Annotated in this window: 18 protein-coding genes and 1 pseudogene; 4 read left to right on the top strand and 15 right to left on the bottom strand. The window is 39.8% G+C overall.

Annotation, left to right across the window (positions count from 1 at the left end):
• Positions 1-15 precede the first annotated feature (15 nt).
• The gene (locus J2S17_RS17770) at positions 16-1,368 is read right to left on the bottom strand and encodes a sigma-54-dependent transcriptional regulator (protein WP_307477115.1); all 1,353 of its coding nucleotides are present in this window, start codon (positions 1,366-1,368) and stop codon (positions 16-18) included.
• A complete protein-coding gene (locus J2S17_RS17775; protein ID WP_307477116.1) occupies positions 1,343-3,406 on the bottom strand; it encodes a transporter substrate-binding domain-containing protein in 2,064 nt (687 codons plus the stop codon). Before J2S17_RS17775 ends, J2S17_RS17770 begins: the two co-directional genes overlap by 26 nt.
• A gap of 132 nt (positions 3,407-3,538) precedes the next feature.
• On the opposite strand from J2S17_RS17775, the gene J2S17_RS17780 reads away from it, so the two are divergent.
• Positions 3,539-3,865, top strand: a complete 327-nt coding sequence (locus J2S17_RS17780) for a YflT domain-containing protein (protein ID WP_307477117.1) — start codon at positions 3,539-3,541, stop codon at positions 3,863-3,865.
• A gap of 249 nt (positions 3,866-4,114) precedes the next feature.
• Here the strand turns inward: J2S17_RS17780 and J2S17_RS17785 are convergent, their stop codons facing one another.
• The 13 genes and pseudogenes from J2S17_RS17785 to mobA all read right to left on the bottom strand — a co-directional run bounded on the left by J2S17_RS17785 (position 4,115) and on the right by mobA (position 16,350).
• Positions 4,115-4,654, bottom strand: a complete 540-nt coding sequence (locus J2S17_RS17785; protein ID WP_307477118.1) for a chromate transporter — start codon at positions 4,652-4,654, stop codon at positions 4,115-4,117.
• The gene (locus tag J2S17_RS17790) at positions 4,651-5,184 is read right to left on the bottom strand and encodes a chromate transporter (RefSeq protein ID WP_307477194.1); all 534 of its coding nucleotides are present in this window, start codon (positions 5,182-5,184) and stop codon (positions 4,651-4,653) included. The genes J2S17_RS17785 and J2S17_RS17790 overlap by 4 nt, the downstream gene beginning before the upstream one ends.
• A 77-nt stretch (positions 5,185-5,261) precedes the next feature.
• Complete coding sequence (locus J2S17_RS17795; protein ID WP_307477119.1) at positions 5,262-6,866, bottom strand: gamma-glutamyltransferase family protein; 1,605 nt, start codon at positions 6,864-6,866, stop codon at positions 5,262-5,264.
• Between the two features lie 625 nt (positions 6,867-7,491).
• A complete protein-coding gene (locus J2S17_RS17800; RefSeq protein ID WP_307477120.1) occupies positions 7,492-8,505 on the bottom strand; it encodes an ABC transporter ATP-binding protein in 1,014 nt (337 codons plus the stop codon).
• Entirely contained in the window at positions 8,483-9,481 is a 999-nt protein-coding gene (locus J2S17_RS17805; RefSeq protein ID WP_307477121.1) for an ABC transporter ATP-binding protein, read from the bottom strand. The genes J2S17_RS17800 and J2S17_RS17805 overlap by 23 nt, the downstream gene beginning before the upstream one ends.
• An 8-nt stretch (positions 9,482-9,489) precedes the next feature.
• Entirely contained in the window at positions 9,490-11,028 is a 1,539-nt protein-coding gene (locus J2S17_RS17810) for an ABC transporter substrate-binding protein (RefSeq protein ID WP_307477122.1), read from the bottom strand.
• Between the two features lie 45 nt (positions 11,029-11,073).
• On the bottom strand, positions 11,074-11,934 hold the full coding sequence (locus J2S17_RS17815) for an ABC transporter permease (protein ID WP_370875065.1): 861 nt from the start codon (positions 11,932-11,934) through the stop codon (positions 11,074-11,076).
• Between the two features lie 49 nt (positions 11,935-11,983).
• Positions 11,984-12,925, bottom strand: a pseudogene (nikB, locus tag J2S17_RS17820) (nickel ABC transporter permease).
• Between the two features lie 368 nt (positions 12,926-13,293).
• Entirely contained in the window at positions 13,294-13,737 is a 444-nt protein-coding gene (locus J2S17_RS17825) for an Lrp/AsnC family transcriptional regulator (RefSeq protein ID WP_370875061.1), read from the bottom strand.
• 225 nt (positions 13,738-13,962) lie between these two features.
• Positions 13,963-14,982, bottom strand: a complete 1,020-nt coding sequence (locus J2S17_RS17830) for a thiazole biosynthesis adenylyltransferase ThiF (protein ID WP_307477124.1) — start codon at positions 14,980-14,982, stop codon at positions 13,963-13,965.
• Between the two features lie 29 nt (positions 14,983-15,011).
• Positions 15,012-15,245 carry a molybdopterin converting factor subunit 1 gene (gene moaD / locus J2S17_RS17835; RefSeq protein ID WP_307477125.1) on the bottom strand — a complete coding sequence of 78 codons (234 nt, stop codon included), beginning with the start codon at positions 15,243-15,245 and terminating at the stop codon, positions 15,012-15,014.
• Entirely contained in the window at positions 15,238-15,702 is a 465-nt protein-coding gene (locus J2S17_RS17840) for a molybdenum cofactor biosynthesis protein MoaE (protein WP_307477126.1), read from the bottom strand. The genes moaD and J2S17_RS17840 overlap by 8 nt, the downstream gene beginning before the upstream one ends.
• 36 nt (positions 15,703-15,738) lie before the next feature.
• Entirely contained in the window at positions 15,739-16,350 is a 612-nt protein-coding gene (mobA, locus tag J2S17_RS17845; RefSeq protein ID WP_307477127.1) for a molybdenum cofactor guanylyltransferase, read from the bottom strand.
• Positions 16,351-16,514: 164 nt separating this feature from the next.
• On the opposite strand from mobA, the gene J2S17_RS17850 reads away from it, so the two are divergent.
• The 3 genes from J2S17_RS17850 (at position 16,515) to pdxK (ending at position 18,218) form a co-directional block, all read left to right on the top strand.
• Positions 16,515-16,706 carry a helix-turn-helix transcriptional regulator gene (locus tag J2S17_RS17850; protein ID WP_307477128.1) on the top strand — a complete coding sequence of 64 codons (192 nt, stop codon included), beginning with the start codon at positions 16,515-16,517 and terminating at the stop codon, positions 16,704-16,706.
• Positions 16,699-17,256: a peptide deformylase gene (gene def, locus J2S17_RS17855; protein ID WP_307477129.1), complete on the top strand. Its 558-nt coding sequence runs from the start codon at positions 16,699-16,701 to the stop codon at positions 17,254-17,256. The genes J2S17_RS17850 and def overlap by 8 nt, the downstream gene beginning before the upstream one ends.
• A gap of 131 nt (positions 17,257-17,387) precedes the next feature.
• The gene (gene pdxK, locus J2S17_RS17860; protein WP_307477130.1) at positions 17,388-18,218 is read left to right on the top strand and encodes a pyridoxine/pyridoxal/pyridoxamine kinase; all 831 of its coding nucleotides are present in this window, start codon (positions 17,388-17,390) and stop codon (positions 18,216-18,218) included.
• The last annotated feature ends 237 nt before the right edge of the window (positions 18,219-18,455 follow it).

Here is an 18,455-nt window from a genome sequence, read left to right on the forward strand (position 1 = left end):
TGCCGGTTTTTCAATCTAAATCTCATACATTTTTATCTTATCTCGAAGACTTCTCTCTGATATTTTTAACGTTTGCGCTGTTTTTTGCCGATGCTCATTACAATATTTTAAAGTTTCAGCGATCACTCTTTTTTCGACTTCCTTCATAGATAGACCAACTGGCAAATGAATGGTTTCCTCATCTTCTCCCCTAGCTTTACTGCGAATAGGATCTTGGACAAATTGCGGTAAGTCTTTATCATCTATTACTTCGTCAATGGAAAGGGCTACTGCATATTCAATCATATTACCTAATTCCCGAACATTTCCCGGATAATCATAGTCTAGTAAAATATTCCTTGCACTTGAAGATATTGATTTCTTCTTTCTATCCATTTCTTTGCAATATTTTTTCATGAAATAATCGATTAGCAGAGGTAAATCTTCTTTCCGATCTCGTAAGGGCGGCATTTTTATGGGGATGACGTTTAACCGAAAATATAAATCTTCACGAAATTTCCCTTGCTGAACCATTTTTTCGATATTTTTATTAGCGGCACTGATGATGCGAATATCTAGTGTTTTTTTCTTATTAGATCCTAGAGGCGTCACTTCGCGCTCCTGAATTACGCGCAATAACTTCGCCTGAAGGGGAAGAGGCATCTCGCTGATTTCATCAAGAAATAAGGTTCCTCCATTTGCAGCTACACATTTGCCCTCCTTTGCTTGAGTGGCTCCTGTGAAAGCACCTTTTTCATAACCAAATAATTCGGACTCAAGCAACGTCTCAGGGATAGCCGCACAATTTACGATTTCTAATGGTCCGTCCTTTCGCTTGCCTGTAAAATGAATTTGTTTTGCTACAAGCTCTTTGCCTGTCCCACTTTCACCCGTAATAAGGATGCTGGAATCAATGTTTTTAATCCGATCAATCATCGTAAATACTGTCATCATTGCTTTGCTATTACCTAAAAAATTACGATTATGCTGCTGGTTATTCTCTAGCTTTTCAAGCTTGCTTGACATCTGCTTAAATTGAGTGGCCCTTAATAAAAGCAGTGAAAGCTTCTCGATATTAATTGGTTTTTCTATATAATAGTAAGCTCCCTTCTTAATCGCTTCAATGGATGTTTCTATCGAGGCATAAGCTGTCATAATGATGACCGTTATCGATGGATCCCTCTCCTTTATCGCCTGTAACACGTCTAGTCCATTCTTCCGTCCAATCCTAAGGTCAAGGAGAATAATATCAATTTTCTTTTCCTTGATGATCTCTAGACCCCTATTTGGATCCGTTGTTGTAAACATCTTATACTCGTCTTCAAAGGCAAAGCTGATCGATGCGCAAATCGCTTCTTCATCATCAATGACTAGAATTTTGGATTTCATTCCGCGTTTCCTCCTCTTGATAGATAGGCAGCACAATTGTAAATGTCGTTCCCTTTAGAGGTATGCTGCTTACAAATATATCCCCGCCATTTTCTTTGACTAGATTATATGAAAGCGTTAATCCTAATCCGACACCTTTATCCTTCGTTGTATAAAATGGATCAAAAATATGGTTTAGCTCCTCTTGATTCATGCCTTGCCCGTTATCTATGATCTGAATTTTTGCGGAGCAATCACTTTCCTTTTCCATCACCATTCTAATCTTTTTATCTTCCTCTTGTTCCACTGCATGAATGGCATTGAATAAGAGATTTAGTAATACTTGTCTTAACTGCTGAGGGTCGATGTAAAAAACGAGATTCTCTCCCAATTCTTCTTCAAAATTAATATTATTCTCATTCATGGTTACTTGAAGAAAGGTAAGCAAGGATGTTAATTCTTCTGCGCTGCAAGGCTGTATATTAGGTTGACCTGGACGTGCATAATCGATCAAATCCGTGACAATCCCACCTAGCCTGTCCACTTCAGCTGGTAAATGCTTCATAAGCATTTCTTGGAATGCCGGCTGATTATACTTTCTTGGAATGAGATCAACAAAAGTCTTAATGGATGTTAACGGGTTCCTAATTTCATGTGCGACTCCAGCAACTAGCTGACCTAGCGCACGGAGCTTTTCTTGCGTAATCAGCTTTTGCTCCAATTTCTTTTTTTCTGTTTCGTCATTCATCGTTAGCAGATAACCAGCTTGGTTTTCCAGAGAATTATACATTTTATTAAGAGAATAATAGATAATCTTTCGTTTTCCTTGATGAGTAATATCTAAGAAACGAAAGATATCCTCTTCGTCCGATTTAAAGTTGTCATCTTGAACGATCTTCATAAATATTGGTGATTGCTGAAGATTGTAGGCAGAAACGGAAGATAATTCGAGAATATTTAATGCCCGGCTATTACAGCTTGTAATTGAGAAGTGCAAATCAAAAGTCACAATGCCAGTATCTATATTATTTAAGATTTGATCTTTAAATGCATTACTATCTGCTGTTCTTTGCCGCTGCTGTCTCAGATCCGCATTTAACAGAATCAGATCCTTTGTTTGTTCATCAACTGCTGCCTTTAATCGTTTATTCCACAAATAAATAATGATTAAGACGAAGGCTCCTATGCATAAAAAAATAAAGAGCAGCGTAATGAAATGTTCGAGCCGAGCAATTTCTGCTTCATTTCCCGGCTTCACTCTTTTTTCAATTAAATGAGTGATTTCACCTTTCGCTTTCAAATCTGTTATCGTTTTATCTAGAATACTTCTTAAAGATTCATTACCTTCCTTCACAGCAATGGCATAATCTGCAGGGTCCAATACAATATCATGAATGACATACTGATTTTCAAGATGATATTTATTCAAGAAAAAAGCAGATGTCCATTTATTCCCAACAAATACATCTGCTCGCTTATTTAAAAGCATTAAAAGTCCGTTATATTGGTTCGCTACTAACGTAAAATTCGTATTTCTTAAATTCATTAATGTATTCAATCCAGTCGTCTGATCCTGCAAGACGATATGTGAACCCCTTAAATCTTCTATACCGCCGATTTTCCTGGCTTGGTCCTTTGGAATAACTAACGAGTCTGACATAGTAAAATAGGGGGTAGAAAAGTCAAAGTCCCGGTCCTTATCCACGCTATAAGTCATACCCGCTATCGCATCAATCTCTCCTCGTTTTAATGCCTCTTCTGCATCACGAAGGTCCATTGGGATAAATTCGAACTCCATACCTGTCTCCTCGGCAATCCGTTCCATTAATTCAATGCTGATACCTGTTAATTCTTCTTCTTGATTCATATAAGAAAATGGAGGAAAGGCCAATTCCCCAGCAACTTTATATACATTCACTTCGGCAAAAGTAGTAGAAACAAATAGAAAAGAACAAGCATAAACCATCCAGATAAGAGTGAAGTACTTTAAAATGACTTCCCCTCCTTTTCCTAATGAAAATTCTAAATATTTACTTAATGATAAGTAATCCCGTTTCATAAAGCAAGGACTCTATGAATCAATCTATTTTTTTCAGCCTATGTTTAAAAAATTGTGAGGAGGATATATATTAAGCAAGCAAGAAGACAACATCAAACGTTGTCATCTTCATAAAAGAGGAGGATGTTAATTATGTATAAAATAGAAGTCGTTGAAAATGGAGTACAAGCTATCAGCACAATCAACTCTCTCGAAAATCAAGGATTTGCTAAAAATGATATCTATTTATTCGCTCATGATAAAGATCGCTCTGAAAACTTAACTGACGCAACAGATACAAATGATGTAGGTGTAAAAGAACAAGGTATTTTTGATAGTATTGGCAATGTGTTCAAATCTCGCGGAGATGAACTCCGTACAAAAATGGCATCTCTCGGATTGACTGACTTGGAAGCTGAGAAATACGAAGAAGTGCTTGACCTAGGTAAATTAGTCATCGTGGGATCTAGCGCAAGATAATTGGTCTAATCCATAATAGGAGGACAATTGCTTCTCCATTTATATTAAAAAGCAGGTAGCTTAACGGCTACCTGCTTTTTGCTTGTAGACAAGCTGATTTAAATGTTCAATAAAGAGTGGTAGGGGATATTCCGAAGCTTTCCACAGGGCGATCGTCGAGCGGACGCTTCTCCAAATCCACTGAAGTGTGCTTATTTTTACTTTTGTCGACACTCTGAAGCAGGTAGCTTAGCGGCTACCTGCTTTTTTTCAATAAATATAAAGACCCGTAATCGCTCCGACCGCTAAAGCAATGACAATAACAAAAGCAGGGTGAAGCTTCACCTTCTCTAATAAGATATAACTGCCAATAATCATGAGAATCGTGTATATTGTTCCTAGTGAAATAATAGAGTCTTTGGCAAATTGATATGTCATAACGGCTAATAGTACGGCAATAACCGGTCTAACAATTTTTGAAATATTCTTTACTTGTGGCTTATCCTTATGCTTAAGCAAAATGGCCATTAACAATAGCATTAATATAATAGATGGAGCTATTGTAGCAAATAAAGCGATAAAACCGCCTAGAACCCCACCTTCTACAAAGCCAATATAAGCAGCCAACTTCGTTGCAATCGGACCAGGCAATGAATTTCCGGCTGCGAGCACTTCACTGAATTCCTGCGTAGTCATCCAGCCATAAGTGCCTACCACTTCATTTTCAATTAGCGGAATAGATGACGGCCCCCCGCCATATCCGAGAATTCCAGGGATAAAGAACGCTAGAAATATCTGCCAATAAATCATTGCTTTGCCTCCTTCTTTTTCTTAAATGGAAGGAAAACAAAAACAATGAGAACAAATATCAGAATACCTGGATGTACATTTACCCATTCGGTTAATAAGTATAATGCCAGAATGAGGTAGATTGCTTTTTTCCATCCGAGTGTATCTCCGGACTTTTTGAAAAACTCCCATGTCATTGTTGCAAGCATGACCGCAACAACAGGTACAACTGAAGCTGACATATGCTGAACCCATGGAATATCTTTATATGCTTGAAGAATCTGCAATAAGAAAATCATTAATAACGCAGTGGGTACCACAGAAGAAATTAACGCATTCAAGCAACCCATGATACCACCTACGCGATAACCGATATACCCTGCCATCTTTGTCGCGATTGGACCTGGCATTGTATTGGCTAAAGCTAACGTATCAGCAAATTCTTCCTCGGTCATCCATTTATACTTTTTCACTGCTTCTTGTTGGAAAAGGGGGATGGCAGATGGTCCTCCGCCAAACCCAAGCATGCCCACTCTGAAAAAAGCAAACATAAGATCTATCTGTATTCGTAAGCCCGGGCGTGGACTTGGGCTCGAAGATTCTTTTTGCTTTTCCTTTGCCGATGAATCTACCAAGCAGCAATCGCTCCATCAGTACGGGATTCAGTTCCGCCGATTAATACACCGCTGTCTGGATTCCTCCATATAATTTGCCCACGCCCGAAGCTTCCTCCATCCGCTGTTACATGAATATCATGTCCTTTGCGTACGAGTGCCTGCACTAAATAATTCGGGAATTCAGGTTCCACATGAACGGATTTCCCCTTCATCCACTGCCACCTTGGCATATCTAGTGCGGCTTGAGGATTCAGTAAATAATCGACTGTATTCGTAACCACTTGAAAATGACCTTGCGGCTGCATATAGCCGCCCATTACTCCAAATGGTCCTACCGCTTGACCATCCTTTGTTAAAAAGCCTGGGATAATCGTATGGTATGTTCTTTTTCCTGGTTTAAGGACATTGGGATGTGACTCATCCAGCGAAAAATCATGACCCCTGTTTTGTAGACCAATGCCTGTCCCAGGAATAACGATACCAGAACCAAAGCCCATATAATTACTTTGAATATAGGAAATCATATTTCCTTCCTCATCTGCTGCAGCTAAATACACGGTTCCGCCTTTAGGCAATTCATATGGCTGCGGATCTGATGCCATATCAGTGATGACCCCGCTTCGCTTAGCCGCATATGCTTCAGAAAGCAATTCTTCAGCTGAAATTGGCATCTCATCCGGCTCTGTGATAAACGCTTGGCCATCTGTAAATGCTAGTTTCATAGATTCGATTTGTTCATGGAGCGTTTCTGCTGATTGCCATGCTGGCTTAGACATTTTTTCAAAAACATTCAATGCCATAAGCGCTACCATACCTTGACCATTAGGCGGGATTTCCCATACATCATACCCTTTATAATTAGTGGAAATCGGCGTCACCCATTCCGGCTGATATTTACTTAAATCATTCTTCGTTAAATAACCTTTATGTTTCTTCATAAAGCTATCAATCTGATCTGCTAACTCACCTTCATAGAAAGAACGAGCATTCGTTTCCCCGATCGATTTTAGCGTGCTGGCGTGGCCCGGGGACTTCCATACCTCTCCGATTTCAGGGGCTCTCCCATCTGGAGCAAAGGTATCAAACCATGCCTGATACTCTTCAGTGGTAAAGTCCTGTTTAAATTTTTCATACGCCTTCTTCCAGAACTTGCCCAGAATTGGTGTAAGTGGATATCCTTCCTCCGCATAACGAATGGCAGGCTTTAATGCTTCAGCTAGGGATAAACGTCCGAATCTTTCAGATAGTGCTGCCCATGCAGATGGGACACCTGGGACGGTAACTGGAATCGTGCCGTGTACAGGCATTTTCTCAAATCCTAAGTCCTTGACTGCCTGTGCAGAAATGGATTCCGGTGCTGGTCCTGAGGCATTTAGACCATGAAGCTGATCCTTCACCCACACTAGTGCAAAGGCATCGCCGCCAATTCCATTAGAAGTTGGTTCAACTACCGTCAAAGCGGCTGCAGTCGCAATCGCCGCATCAATAGCGTTTCCGCCTTTTTGCAAAATTTCAAGCCCAGCCTGTGCAGCAAGCGGCTGTGACGTCGCTACCATACCTTTCTTAGCAAATACCGTATGTCTCTTTGATTGAAAAGGGTGATTTAAAAAATCCAAAAAAATTCCTCCTAATTAAAAAGTGGAAGAGCCTTGGTCAGCCCCGACAAGCATAAGACGCAATGGAAATGAAGGTGGTTTTTCCTTCAATTCCATTGTGCCTTATGACCTCGAGGGGCTAGGCTCTGGAACTAGATTAATTGAAATGTGAAGGTGGCTTGCTCAGGAGCGACAAGCTTAAGACGAGGCTCACAGAAAGGTCGATTTTTACCTTTTTGGGAGGCCTTGGCTTAAGACCTCGAGCTCCTAGCCACCGCAACTAGATTTAATTAAAAAGTGGAAGAGCCTTGGTCAGCCCCGACAAGCATTAGACGCAATGGAAATGAAGGTGGTTTTTCCTTCAATTCCATTGTGGCTTATGACCTCGAGGGGCTAGGCTCTGGAACTAGATTAATTGAAATGTGAAGGTGGCTTGCTCAGGAGCGACAAGCATAAGACCTCGAGCTCCTAACCACCGCAACTAGACTAAATAAAATGTGAAGGTGGCTTGGTCAAGAGCGACATGTATAAAACGCTTTAAATGCTCTCAAACAAGCAGGCTCCAAAAACTAGATTAATAGAAAAGAACGCGTTCACATTTTAAAAAAACAAGACTCCCCCTACATTGTAGGAGGGTTCCAGGAAATCATATAATTGATTGGCCCGCAAAGTGACAAGCAGCAAAATGATTGGATTCATGCTCTTTCCAAGCTGGCTTATCTTGTTTGCAAATATCTTGGGCAATGGGACATCTAGTATGAAAAGGACATCCACTTGGAGGATCTGCAGGGTTTGGTAAGTCTCCTTGCAAACGAATTCGCTTCCGGTTCTTTTGGACGGTTGGACGCGGAATAGCAGATAATAACGCTTGCGTATAAGGATGCAATGGCTGATTGAATAAATCTTCAACGCTTCCAAGCTCCACTGTATGTCCTAAATACATAACTAACACGCGATCGCAGAAATAACGAACCACACCTAAATCATGAGAAATAAAAAGGTAAGATAATTGATATTTCTCCTGGATGGTTTTTAAAAGTTTTAATACTTGTGCCTGAACAGACACATCTAAAGCCGATACTGCTTCATCACAGATGATAAATGAAGGGTTTAGCGCAATTGCTCGGGCAATTCCAATCCTCTGCCTTTGCCCTCCACTGAATTCATGGGGATAGCGCTCAAAGTGTTCTTCCTTCAATCCAACCTCTTCCAATAAATCAATAACTGCCTTCTTTTTCTCACTCGAAGACATATTAGTGTGCATGGTGAACACTTCTTCCAACGCATGTCCAATTCGTTGCCTTGGATTAAGTGAAGCAAATGGATCTTGGAAAATCATTTGCATTTCTTTCACAAATTTAAGTTTTTCTCTTCTTTTTAAGCTTTGGATTTCTGTATCTTTAAAGGTGATTTTACCATCAGTTAATTCTTCCAAGCCTAATATGGCTTTTCCTAATGTTGATTTGCCACAGCCAGATTCACCAACGACACCTAAACTTTCTCCCTCATATAACTGTAAGGAAACATTCTCCACGGCTTTGACATTCCCCTGCACTCTTTGAAGAACGCCGCCTCTTATAGGATAATATTTTTTTATACCATTAAGTTCGAGAAGGATCTTCCCTTGATTTATCTTTTTAGAAGTTAAGGCTGCTGCCATTGGAATCCCCCTCACTTTCTAACCAACAGCTCGCTGTATGGGTATTAGATATGTGAAACTCAGGTGGTTCTTGACTTCTGCACTTTTCGCTAGCAAACTGACATCTATCTTGGAATCTACAACCGATTATTTTTGCGTGTAAGCTTGGTAATGAGCCCGGTATCGCTTCTAGTACAAAGTCTGGATCATCTACATTTGGCACTGAGTTCAAGAGACCAATCGTATAAGGGTGCTTGGGATGATTAAAAATCTCCTCCACCGTTCCTTCTTCCACCTTTTTACCAGCGTACATAACCATTACCCTGTCCGCTACCTCTGCAACAACGCCCATATCATGAGTGACCATTATAACACCCATATGAAAATCATGCTTTAGATCATTAATCAAATCCAGTATTTGTGCTTGAATGGTTACATCGAGTGCGGTTGTTGGTTCGTCAGCAATAAGTAAACCAGGGTTGCATGAGAGTGCAATAGCAATCATTACCCGCTGTCTCATCCCTCCGCTTAATTCATGAGGGTATTGATTCATTCTTTTCTCAGGATATGGTATACCTACTTGTTTCAAAAGTTCAATTCCCTTTTTCGTTGCTTCATTCTTCGAAAGCTTTAGATGAAGCATAAGGGGTTCCCGCAACTGGAATCCAATGGTTAGCACCGGGTTCAAGGCAGTCATGGGCTCTTGAAAAATCATTGATATTTTATTCCCTCTGATTTTCCTCATTTGTTCTGGTGAGTATTGATGAATAGGTTCACCTTGATAGCGTACTTCTCCGCTCGCAATTTTCCCGTTGCTAGGTAATAGGCCAATAACTGAGAGAGAAGTAATACTTTTACCACAGCCTGATTCACCAACGATACATAATGTTTCCCCTTTCTTTAATGAAAAGGAGACATCACGGACAGCAGGCAATTGCCCGTCTGCTGTCCGAAATTCAGTCACTATGTTTTTGACCTCCAGTAATGTCTCTCCCATAATTCACCCTACTTTCTTGTTACTTTTGATACATTCCATTTGCCTGTCGGCTCTAATATTAACCCTTCATATGAGCTTTCAAGTGCAGCCGTTACGACATCATGGTACATCACAACAACCGCGTTATCATCCATCATTAATTTGTTAGCTTGGTCAAGAATTTCCAAGCGTTTCTCTTGGTCTGTTGTTGTTCTGGATTCTTCTACTAATTTATCAAACTCAGGATTGCTGTATTGTGCACGGTTAGATGATCCAACATTATCGCTGTGGAAGTTGGGATAGAATAGCTCAGAGCCATCTGCAGTCAGATTGGACCAGCTTAAGAAGGTAATATCATAGTTTCCATCTCTGGCTGTATCTAAGAATGACGCCCATTCCATTGATTCAATTTTCACGTTAAATCCAGCATCTGTTAACTGGGCTTGAACAACCTCAGCCATCAATATATAGTTGTTTCTATTTGGTGTTAATAGCGTAAGCGGTTGTTTATCATACCCATTTTTCTTCACTAATTCTTTGGCTCTTTCTACATCAAACGGTGTTCCTGCCTTGTCCGCAGACTCATCATAACCAAATACCTTTGGTCCAATAACACTATCGCTTCTAATACCTAAACCGTTCATTTTTGAAATAAATGCATCTCTATCAATTGCGCTGGCAAGCGCTTCTTTTAATTCAGGATCTTGCAATTCTTCTTTGCTGTGGTTGACTGTGAAGTAGTATTGCGGTGTGCCATCCACTTTCTCTACCGCCACATTTTTCAAGCTTTCCACCCTGCTTAATTGTTCTGTTGGCAGCTTATCGATAAATTGTACTTCTCCTGCTTGGAGCATCGAGATCGCAGTTGAAATTTCTGGTACTACTTTAAAAATCATCTTTTTAATCTCAGGCTCACCATCATGATAGTCAGAGTTGGATTCTAATACGACTTGGTCACCAGGTACCCAACTGACAAATTTAAATGGACCTGTACCAACAGGTTCTTTGTTGATATCACCAGCTTTATCAGCCTCAGGGCTAACAATTGCCGCGTTTGAGTGAGATAAAGAAGCAAGGAATGGTCCATACGGATATTTCGTCTTAATTTCGACTGTGTAATCGTCGATGACAGTAATTGTATCAACGGGTTCCATTAAAGACGCACGTGGGGCAGCTGTAGCTGGATCACGCAATTTATCAAATGTGTATTTTACTGCTTCTGCATTAAAATCTGTACCATCATGGAACTTGATGCCTTCTTTTAGTTTAATTACCCAAGTGTTTTCCTCCGGGTTCTCATATGACTCGGCTAATTTAGGTTCAATTTCCATTGTTTCTGCATTTCTTTCAAATAATTTTTCATACACATGGTCTGTTACATTCGCTGAAGCACTATCATTAGTCAAGATTGGTGATAGACCAACTGCATCTGTAAGGGATGCATATGTGAAGCTATCGATCCCTTCCTTATTGTCTGTACTTTCCCCGCCTGAAGCAGAATCATTGGAACAGGCAGCCAGAAATAAAAAGGCAATAATCGATATGAATACAAGTAATTTCTTTTTCATGTTTGTTCCCCCTAAATTTTTTTATAAAAGTTTGCCCCTTGATTATTAGATATCCATATTTGGATCAATGGCGTCTCTTAGCCCATCACCAACCACATTAAAGGCAAATACAGTTAGCATAATCGCAATTCCTGGAATAATAGTTAAATGCGGAGAGCTCCACATAAACGCTTGTCCTTGAGAAATCATTGCGCCCCATTCAGGTGTTGGCGGCTGTGCGCCTAGCCCGAGATAGCTTAATGAAGCAGTAGAAAGGATGGCTGTTGCCATTCTCATCGTTGCAAACACGATGATGGGTGCAAAGCAGTTTGGCAAGATATGCTTGACCATAATCCTAAAATCAGATGCGCCAAGCGATTTCATCGCCATGATGTACTCCTTTTCTTTAATAGAAAGAACGGAGCCTCGAACAATCCTGGCACAAGACGGAATCGACCATATACTGATTGCTATAGCTACATTGATCAAGCTTGTTCCAAGTACTGCGATAATCAGCATAGCTAGTAATATTCCTGGGAAAGAGAACAATAGATCTACTATCCTCATGATGATGCCATCAAGTTTCTTATAATATCCGCCAAGGAGCCCCAGTGTAACGCCTCCTATTAATCCTAAGCTGACAGCGACTATACCTACAATGAGTGAAATTCGTGAACCATGTACGATTCTGCTCCAAACATCTCTGCCATAATTATCTGTTCCCAGCCAGTGGCCTTCACTCAATACTGGGAGTTCGCTTGAAGCTAAATTTTGCTTCACCGGATCATGAACAGTAATCATCGGTGCAAACAGGGCCATTCCAATTTGAATGATGATAATTATTAACCCGATGACCGCTAACTTATTCTTAAGAAGCTTTTTCGCCGTTATGATAAATTCATGCTGTTTCTTCTTCTTTTTCGGCATTTGACTGCTTACTAAAGGCACTGTCTCCGCCATCCATATTCCTCCTCTCCTATTGGTATTTAATCCTTGGATCTACATAGGTATAAACAATATCAACAATTAAATTGACGAGCACAAACAGTGTGGCTACAAGTAAAACTGATCCTTGTACCATTGGAAAATCACGTGCCGCAATCGCATCGATCATTAATCTGCCTACACCATTAATCGCAAATACCTTTTCAGTAATGATGGTTCCGCCCAGTAAAGCCCCGAAGTTCACTCCGATAACTGTTAAAACCGGAATCATGGCATTTTTTAATGTGTGAATCCAAATGACGCTGCTTTCCTTTACACCCTTCGCTCTCGCTGTCCGAACATAATCTGCTCTTACAACCTCTAACATGGATGACCTTGTCATCCTGGCTATCATTGCAGCTGATCCAGTTCCTAATGTTATCGCTGGCAGAACCAATTCTTTCATGCCATCGATTGTATACCATGGGGCGTCAAGACCACTTACCGGCAGCCATTGGAGATTAACAGCAAAAACTAAGATGAGCACTGCGCCAAGCCAAAAGTTCGGAATGGATATACCAGCTAATGCAATGGTCGTTGAACCAACGTCCAGCCAAGTATTGTGCTTAAGTGCTGAAATGAGTCCTGCCAGTATCCCAATCACGATGGCGATAATCATACTCGCAATCGCAAGCTTCATTGTATTGGGGAGCCGAACGGCAATCGCTTCAGACACAGATTGACGCGTTTGATAGGAGTATCCTAAATCACCTTATACGACACCGCCCACATATCTAGCATACTGTGTCAAAAATGGATCATTAAGTCCTAGATTCTCTTTGATTGCTTCTATATCTGATTCAGATGCAGTTGGTCCGCCAATCATGGATGCAGGATCACCAGGCGCCATATACATCGATGAAAAGACAAGAAAGGAAATTCCAAATAGAAGGAATATCAACTGAAAAAATCTTCTGACAATCATACCTATCATTCTAACTACCTCCCTCTTAATCATTTGTTAATCAATTATGTTGTTTTGATTACAAAATGTTTCAAATTGTTTAAAAATGATTATAGAACATAAAAAAACAAAATACTACATTTATTTTCACTTTTTTAAAGATTATTTATTTTAAGTTTCCTTTTGTTTACTAAATCAGTAAAATCATATCAATTTGTAAATCTTTTAAGGAGTAATTGTTATTTTTTGTTTATTCGTGTTTAAAACGCTTTCATACCAATTCGAAATACGAATAATTAGGTAAAAATCCCACTTTTTCCAAAAATAAAAAGACTGACGTCGAGACAGTAAAATATTTCTACTGTCTTGGCGTCAGTCTTAGATCAACCTTTTTCTACTTATAATTTCAGTCCGCGTCTGCTTTTAAATCGACGCAGAAGGATATGGCTTTCGACACGAGTAATCCCATCAAAAGCATGCAGCTCCTCATTGATAAACCTTTCCAATGCTTCAAAGTTATCTACTAGCACATGCGTATGGAGTGTAGAGGGGCCTGTCATTTGATAACAACTGGCTACACTTGGATTTTCCGCCAATCCCTCTGCAACCTTTACTAATGAGCTTGGTTCACAGTCAATTTCAAAGAATGCCGATACTTCCTTGCCTGCTTTACTGCTATTGATGACAACAGTAAACTGTTCAATCACACCATCTTCAACTAATCTAGCAACCCTCTCTCGCACAGCTACACGGGATAAGCCCAGTTCCTTGCCAATATCAACATAAGAGAGCCTTCCATTAGTCGTCAATAGGTCCAAAATCTTTTTGTCCACTACATCCATAGGTATTCACCTTTCCTTACAACAATTAAGTGTATTATATGGGAATTCATTTCAGAATGATATAAAATAATCTGAAATTTTTCCACTATGGTCGTATTCGTAGACAAAAACAATCATTCTGTAGATTTGTTCTTTTATTTTGACCAATCAACTAAAAAAGTGCTTTACTTTCCTAAAAAAATAGACAGCCACTGCTCATATCGCGGTGACTGCCTACTTATTGGTTTATCCCAGCAACCGATTATAGATTGCTTTTGCCTGTGCCAAGTCCTTTGTGCCATGAATAAGCGCTCTGCCGTCATTGAAAATAACAATGCGCTGGGACTCCATATCGACAGATAATAAATATGGATTTCCTTTCATTGGATACCCTAACAACTGCATCTGCTTAGATAAATGAGATAAATCCAAGTTTTGCTTGGTTGGCGGTCTAACCTGAACGGTATCCCTTCCACATAAAACAGTTGTTTTCATTAAATTTTCATTTTGGAGGAATGGGTACGTGCGTGCCTCGCCACAAGATAAGCAGCCCTCATCCTTCGCCTTAGTTATCTTTATATTAGTATATTGATTTCTCCATAAATCAAAACTAGTAAATGTGGTGCGGACTGCATCCCAATCCTCGACTAATATTTTCAAAGCTTCCGCTGCTTGATGCGCGATTACCATTTGAACAGCGGGTGCAATGATTCCACCAGTATCACAGGTCATACCCTGAATCGGTATCTTTTTTAACAAGCAGTGAAGACAGGGTGTTTTGCCTGGAATAATGGTTAAGCTCATTCCAAAGCTACCGACACAGGCGCCATAGATCCAAGGGATATGATGCTTTTGTGATATATCATTAATTGCCATTCTAGTTTCAAAATTGTCGGTCGAATCGAGGATTAAATCCACATCTTGAACAAGTTCATCTAATAGATCCGGTGTGGCATCAGCAATGACCGCTCTAATGGTTACATTAGAATTAATAGCCCGCAATCTTTTTTCAGCCGCAGCTGCCTTTGGAAGCTTTTCATATACATCTTCTTCGGTATAAAGCTGCTGTCTTTGCAGATTGCTTTCCTCTATATAATCACGATCCACGATGGTTAGCTTGCCCACTCCTGCTCTTACCATCACCTCTGCGTTCCCAGATCCTAATGCGCCGGCACCAATCATCAGCACATGCTTCATGCCGATTTTTTCCTGGCCTGCTTGACCAATAGGAGGAAATAAAGTTTGTCTGGAATATCTTTCTGTCATCATCACACCTCCGTTCACCTAGTAATCATTCATCCTCCGCTTACTGGTGGAATAAAGGCAATGGTGTCTCCCTCTTGAATGATGTCACTGTCTTCAGCAAATTCTTCATTAATGGCCGTCATCGCGCTGTCGAGCTTTGTCATGCCATGCTGTTCAGCTACGAATGCTTTTAACTCAGCGACGTTTTTTCCTGCCGCATCGATTGTGATCGATTCTTTACCTGCTTCATCCTTCAAATGTGCAAAAAATAATAGTTTATTCATCTAGATCCTTCGCCTCCGGTTCTCCCTTTGGATAAGCTACCGTTTCGAGCTGGTTGCCAATCCATTCCTGACCATCTTCCCATTGTTCCTTTTTCCAAATGGGAACGATTTCTTTAATTCTTTCAATTGCATATCGATTCGCCTCATACGCATCCGCACGATGTGGTGTGGATACAGCAATCACAACAGCAACATCTGTTATATCTAGTTTCCCTACCCGGTGGGTAATTGCCACATCCGCACCGCTCCAGCGCTCCTGAATCTCTGTTCCGATTTGTTCAAGTTTCTTTACTGCCATGCTTTCATACGCTTCGTAAACAAGATATAAAGTTTTCTTGCCATGTGTTAATTCACGAACCGTTCCAATAAACGTTGTAATCGCTCCCGCTTCACGTTGAATGACTTGATCTATGACACTTTGTATATTAATTGGTTCTTTTGCGATTTCAAATTTCATTCCATCACCCCGAAATTGTTGTTCTATTTTATCATCCTATCCTCTTCCATCGTCTTTTTGTGAGGATAATTCTCGCGCCTTTGCAAACTCATGAGGATGATTCATATTGTATAAAGCGAAGTCTTCATTAGAGAAGCCTAATTGCTGCAGTTCATTTTCGTTTAAGATTCTCGTATTTATTTTCTCAAGAAACCATTTTATTTTCAGCTCATTTGCTCGGAGTGCCAACTCTGCCTCTTCCCGTATTTCTCTTCGATAAGCAGCAAACAATGGATGCAAATGATCATCGATTTTTGGTACAGCGGCATCGTATGAATCCAGCTGTTTAAGTAAGCATTCTCCTAAACGCGGAGAAATAAATGGCATATCACAGGCTACGATTAAATTCTTTTCTGTTGATGATGCATTTAAACCCGCTTCAATGCCTGCGAGTGGCCCGCTTTCTTTAAAACGGTCTGTAACTAACTCTTCTTCTAAAAACCGAAATTGCGCAGGAGAATTAGTCACAACGATCATTTCCGTGGTGATTGATTTTAATGCTTTTGCAATTTTTTCAATGACTGTTTCACCGTCAATGGTCAACAATGCTTTATTCGTACCCATTCTGCTTGACTTTCCGCCAGCAAGGATAATGCTTGTTGCTTTCATAACTCCATTTCACCTGTTTCTTGACTGATATTCTTCTATTAAATCGTTTTTTCTATTGTTTATCAACTATTTCCAGCGATTAGCATGTCCAAATAATTGGACATATGGAACTGTTTTTGCTAGATTAATCATGTCCAATATTTTTGACATAGGAGGACATTCCTTTGCAAAATCATATAAAGCAGATACGAAAACAGCTAAATTTAACTCAAAATAAACTTGCAGAACTTTGTGGTGTTGCCCGTCAAACAATCAACTGTATTGAAAACGATAAGTATGACCCAACATTGGCGCTTGCATTTAAAATTTCAAAAGTTTTAAATAAAAATATAGAAGAGGTTTTTATCTATGAATAATTTTCAGAAAGACTATATTGTAACGATGAAAGATTTCGTTCCAGAAAACCATGAGATTTTGCATACTAAGTTAGACGATATGACATTGCCTTTTACTGAGCAGGATCAAATTGATTTAGAATGCATGATGGCGTATTTGCGCAATAGCCAGGATCCAGAGATTGCCCGAAAATATAAACTTCGAGCAGGTACAGGACTGTCAGCCAACCAAATTGGCATAGCAAAACGAATGTTTGCCGCACGGTATGAAGATGAAAAGGGGGAAGTATATGAATATAAGCTCATTAACCCTAAAATCTACAGTCATTCAACAAATATTATTTGTCTGCCTGAAGGAGAAGGCTGCTTGTCTGTCAATCGAGAGATATTTGGTCAAGTGCCGCGATATGAAAAAATAAAAGTGAAGGCTTATAATGAAGAAGGAGAACAGATCATTCTCTCTTTTAAAGGATATGGATCGATATTGATGCAGCATGAGATCGATCATTTAAACGGTATCATGTTTTACGAGCGCATAGATAAAAATAACCCGATTATTAATAAAATTTAAGGTTGCCTTTTATATTAATAGGAAATGGCTTTTTGTACCTTTATACTCAACCATATACATTTGAAAGATTATTGTTATAATGATGAAGATAAGCCTATCTTCAATCTATCACTCCAGGGAGGAAACGACAGATGACTATGAAAAAAGTCTTAACAATCGCCGGATCAGATACGAGCGGCGGAGCAGGAATTCAAGCTGATCTTAAAACATTTCAAGAGCTTGGTGTATATGGGATGTCAGCTTTAACTACGATTGTAACCATGGATCCAAAAAATAATTGGCACCATAATGTTTTCCCAATTGCAATTAATACCCTCGAGGCACAGATCGAGACCATCCTTTCTGTTGGAGTAGATGCAATGAAAACGGGCATGCTTGGTTCTGTAGAAATCATCGAAACAGCTGCTAGGACAATTAAAGAAAGCCAGATCAAACAAGCAGTTATCGATCCTGTTATGGTTTGCAAAGGTGAAGATGAAGTGCTTCACCCTGAAACAGCTGATGCATTAAGAGAAGTGCTCGTACCACTTGCAACTGTTGTGACACCCAATCTATTTGAAGCATCACAATTAGCACAGACAAAGCCCATTAAAACGATTGAGGATATGAAGGAAGCTGCAGTTAAAATTCATGCCCTTGGTCCAAAATATGTCTTAATTAAAGGCGGCAGCAAGCTGAAGCACGAAAAGGCGATTGACCTCCTTTATGATGGAAAAGAGTTTACATTCCTTGAAGCTGAACTAATCGATTCAACATATATTCATGGAGCGGGCTGTACCTATTCTTCAGCGATAACGGCAGAGCTTGCAAAAGGACAATCTGTAATAGATGCCGTTCACACGGCTAAGGATTTTATCACTGCAGCGATAGCTCACGGATTCAAGCTAAATGAATATGTTGGTCCTACTATGCATGGCGCTTACCGCACGTTTGGTACAGACCGTGTAAAATTAGAGCAATAAATCACTATAGCTGAGCATCCTAGGGCACAGCTTGATATGAATGAACGCAACTTTAGACTTCTTTGTGTAAGGTTGCGTTTTTCTTTGGATAGAAAAACGCTTTCCGTACCTGTTTATTCTATTTAGGGATGCGCCTTTTTAGCTTTTACCGATTTTTTTTAGTAATATTGAAATGTAGTATCGCAGTATAAGACAATTTCATTCAGACAAATTATATACATGGTGATTTTTGAAGGG

The organism is Cytobacillus purgationiresistens, assembly GCF_030813235.1.
GTDB lineage: Bacteria > Bacillota > Bacilli > Bacillales > Cytobacillaceae > Cytobacillus > Cytobacillus purgationiresistens.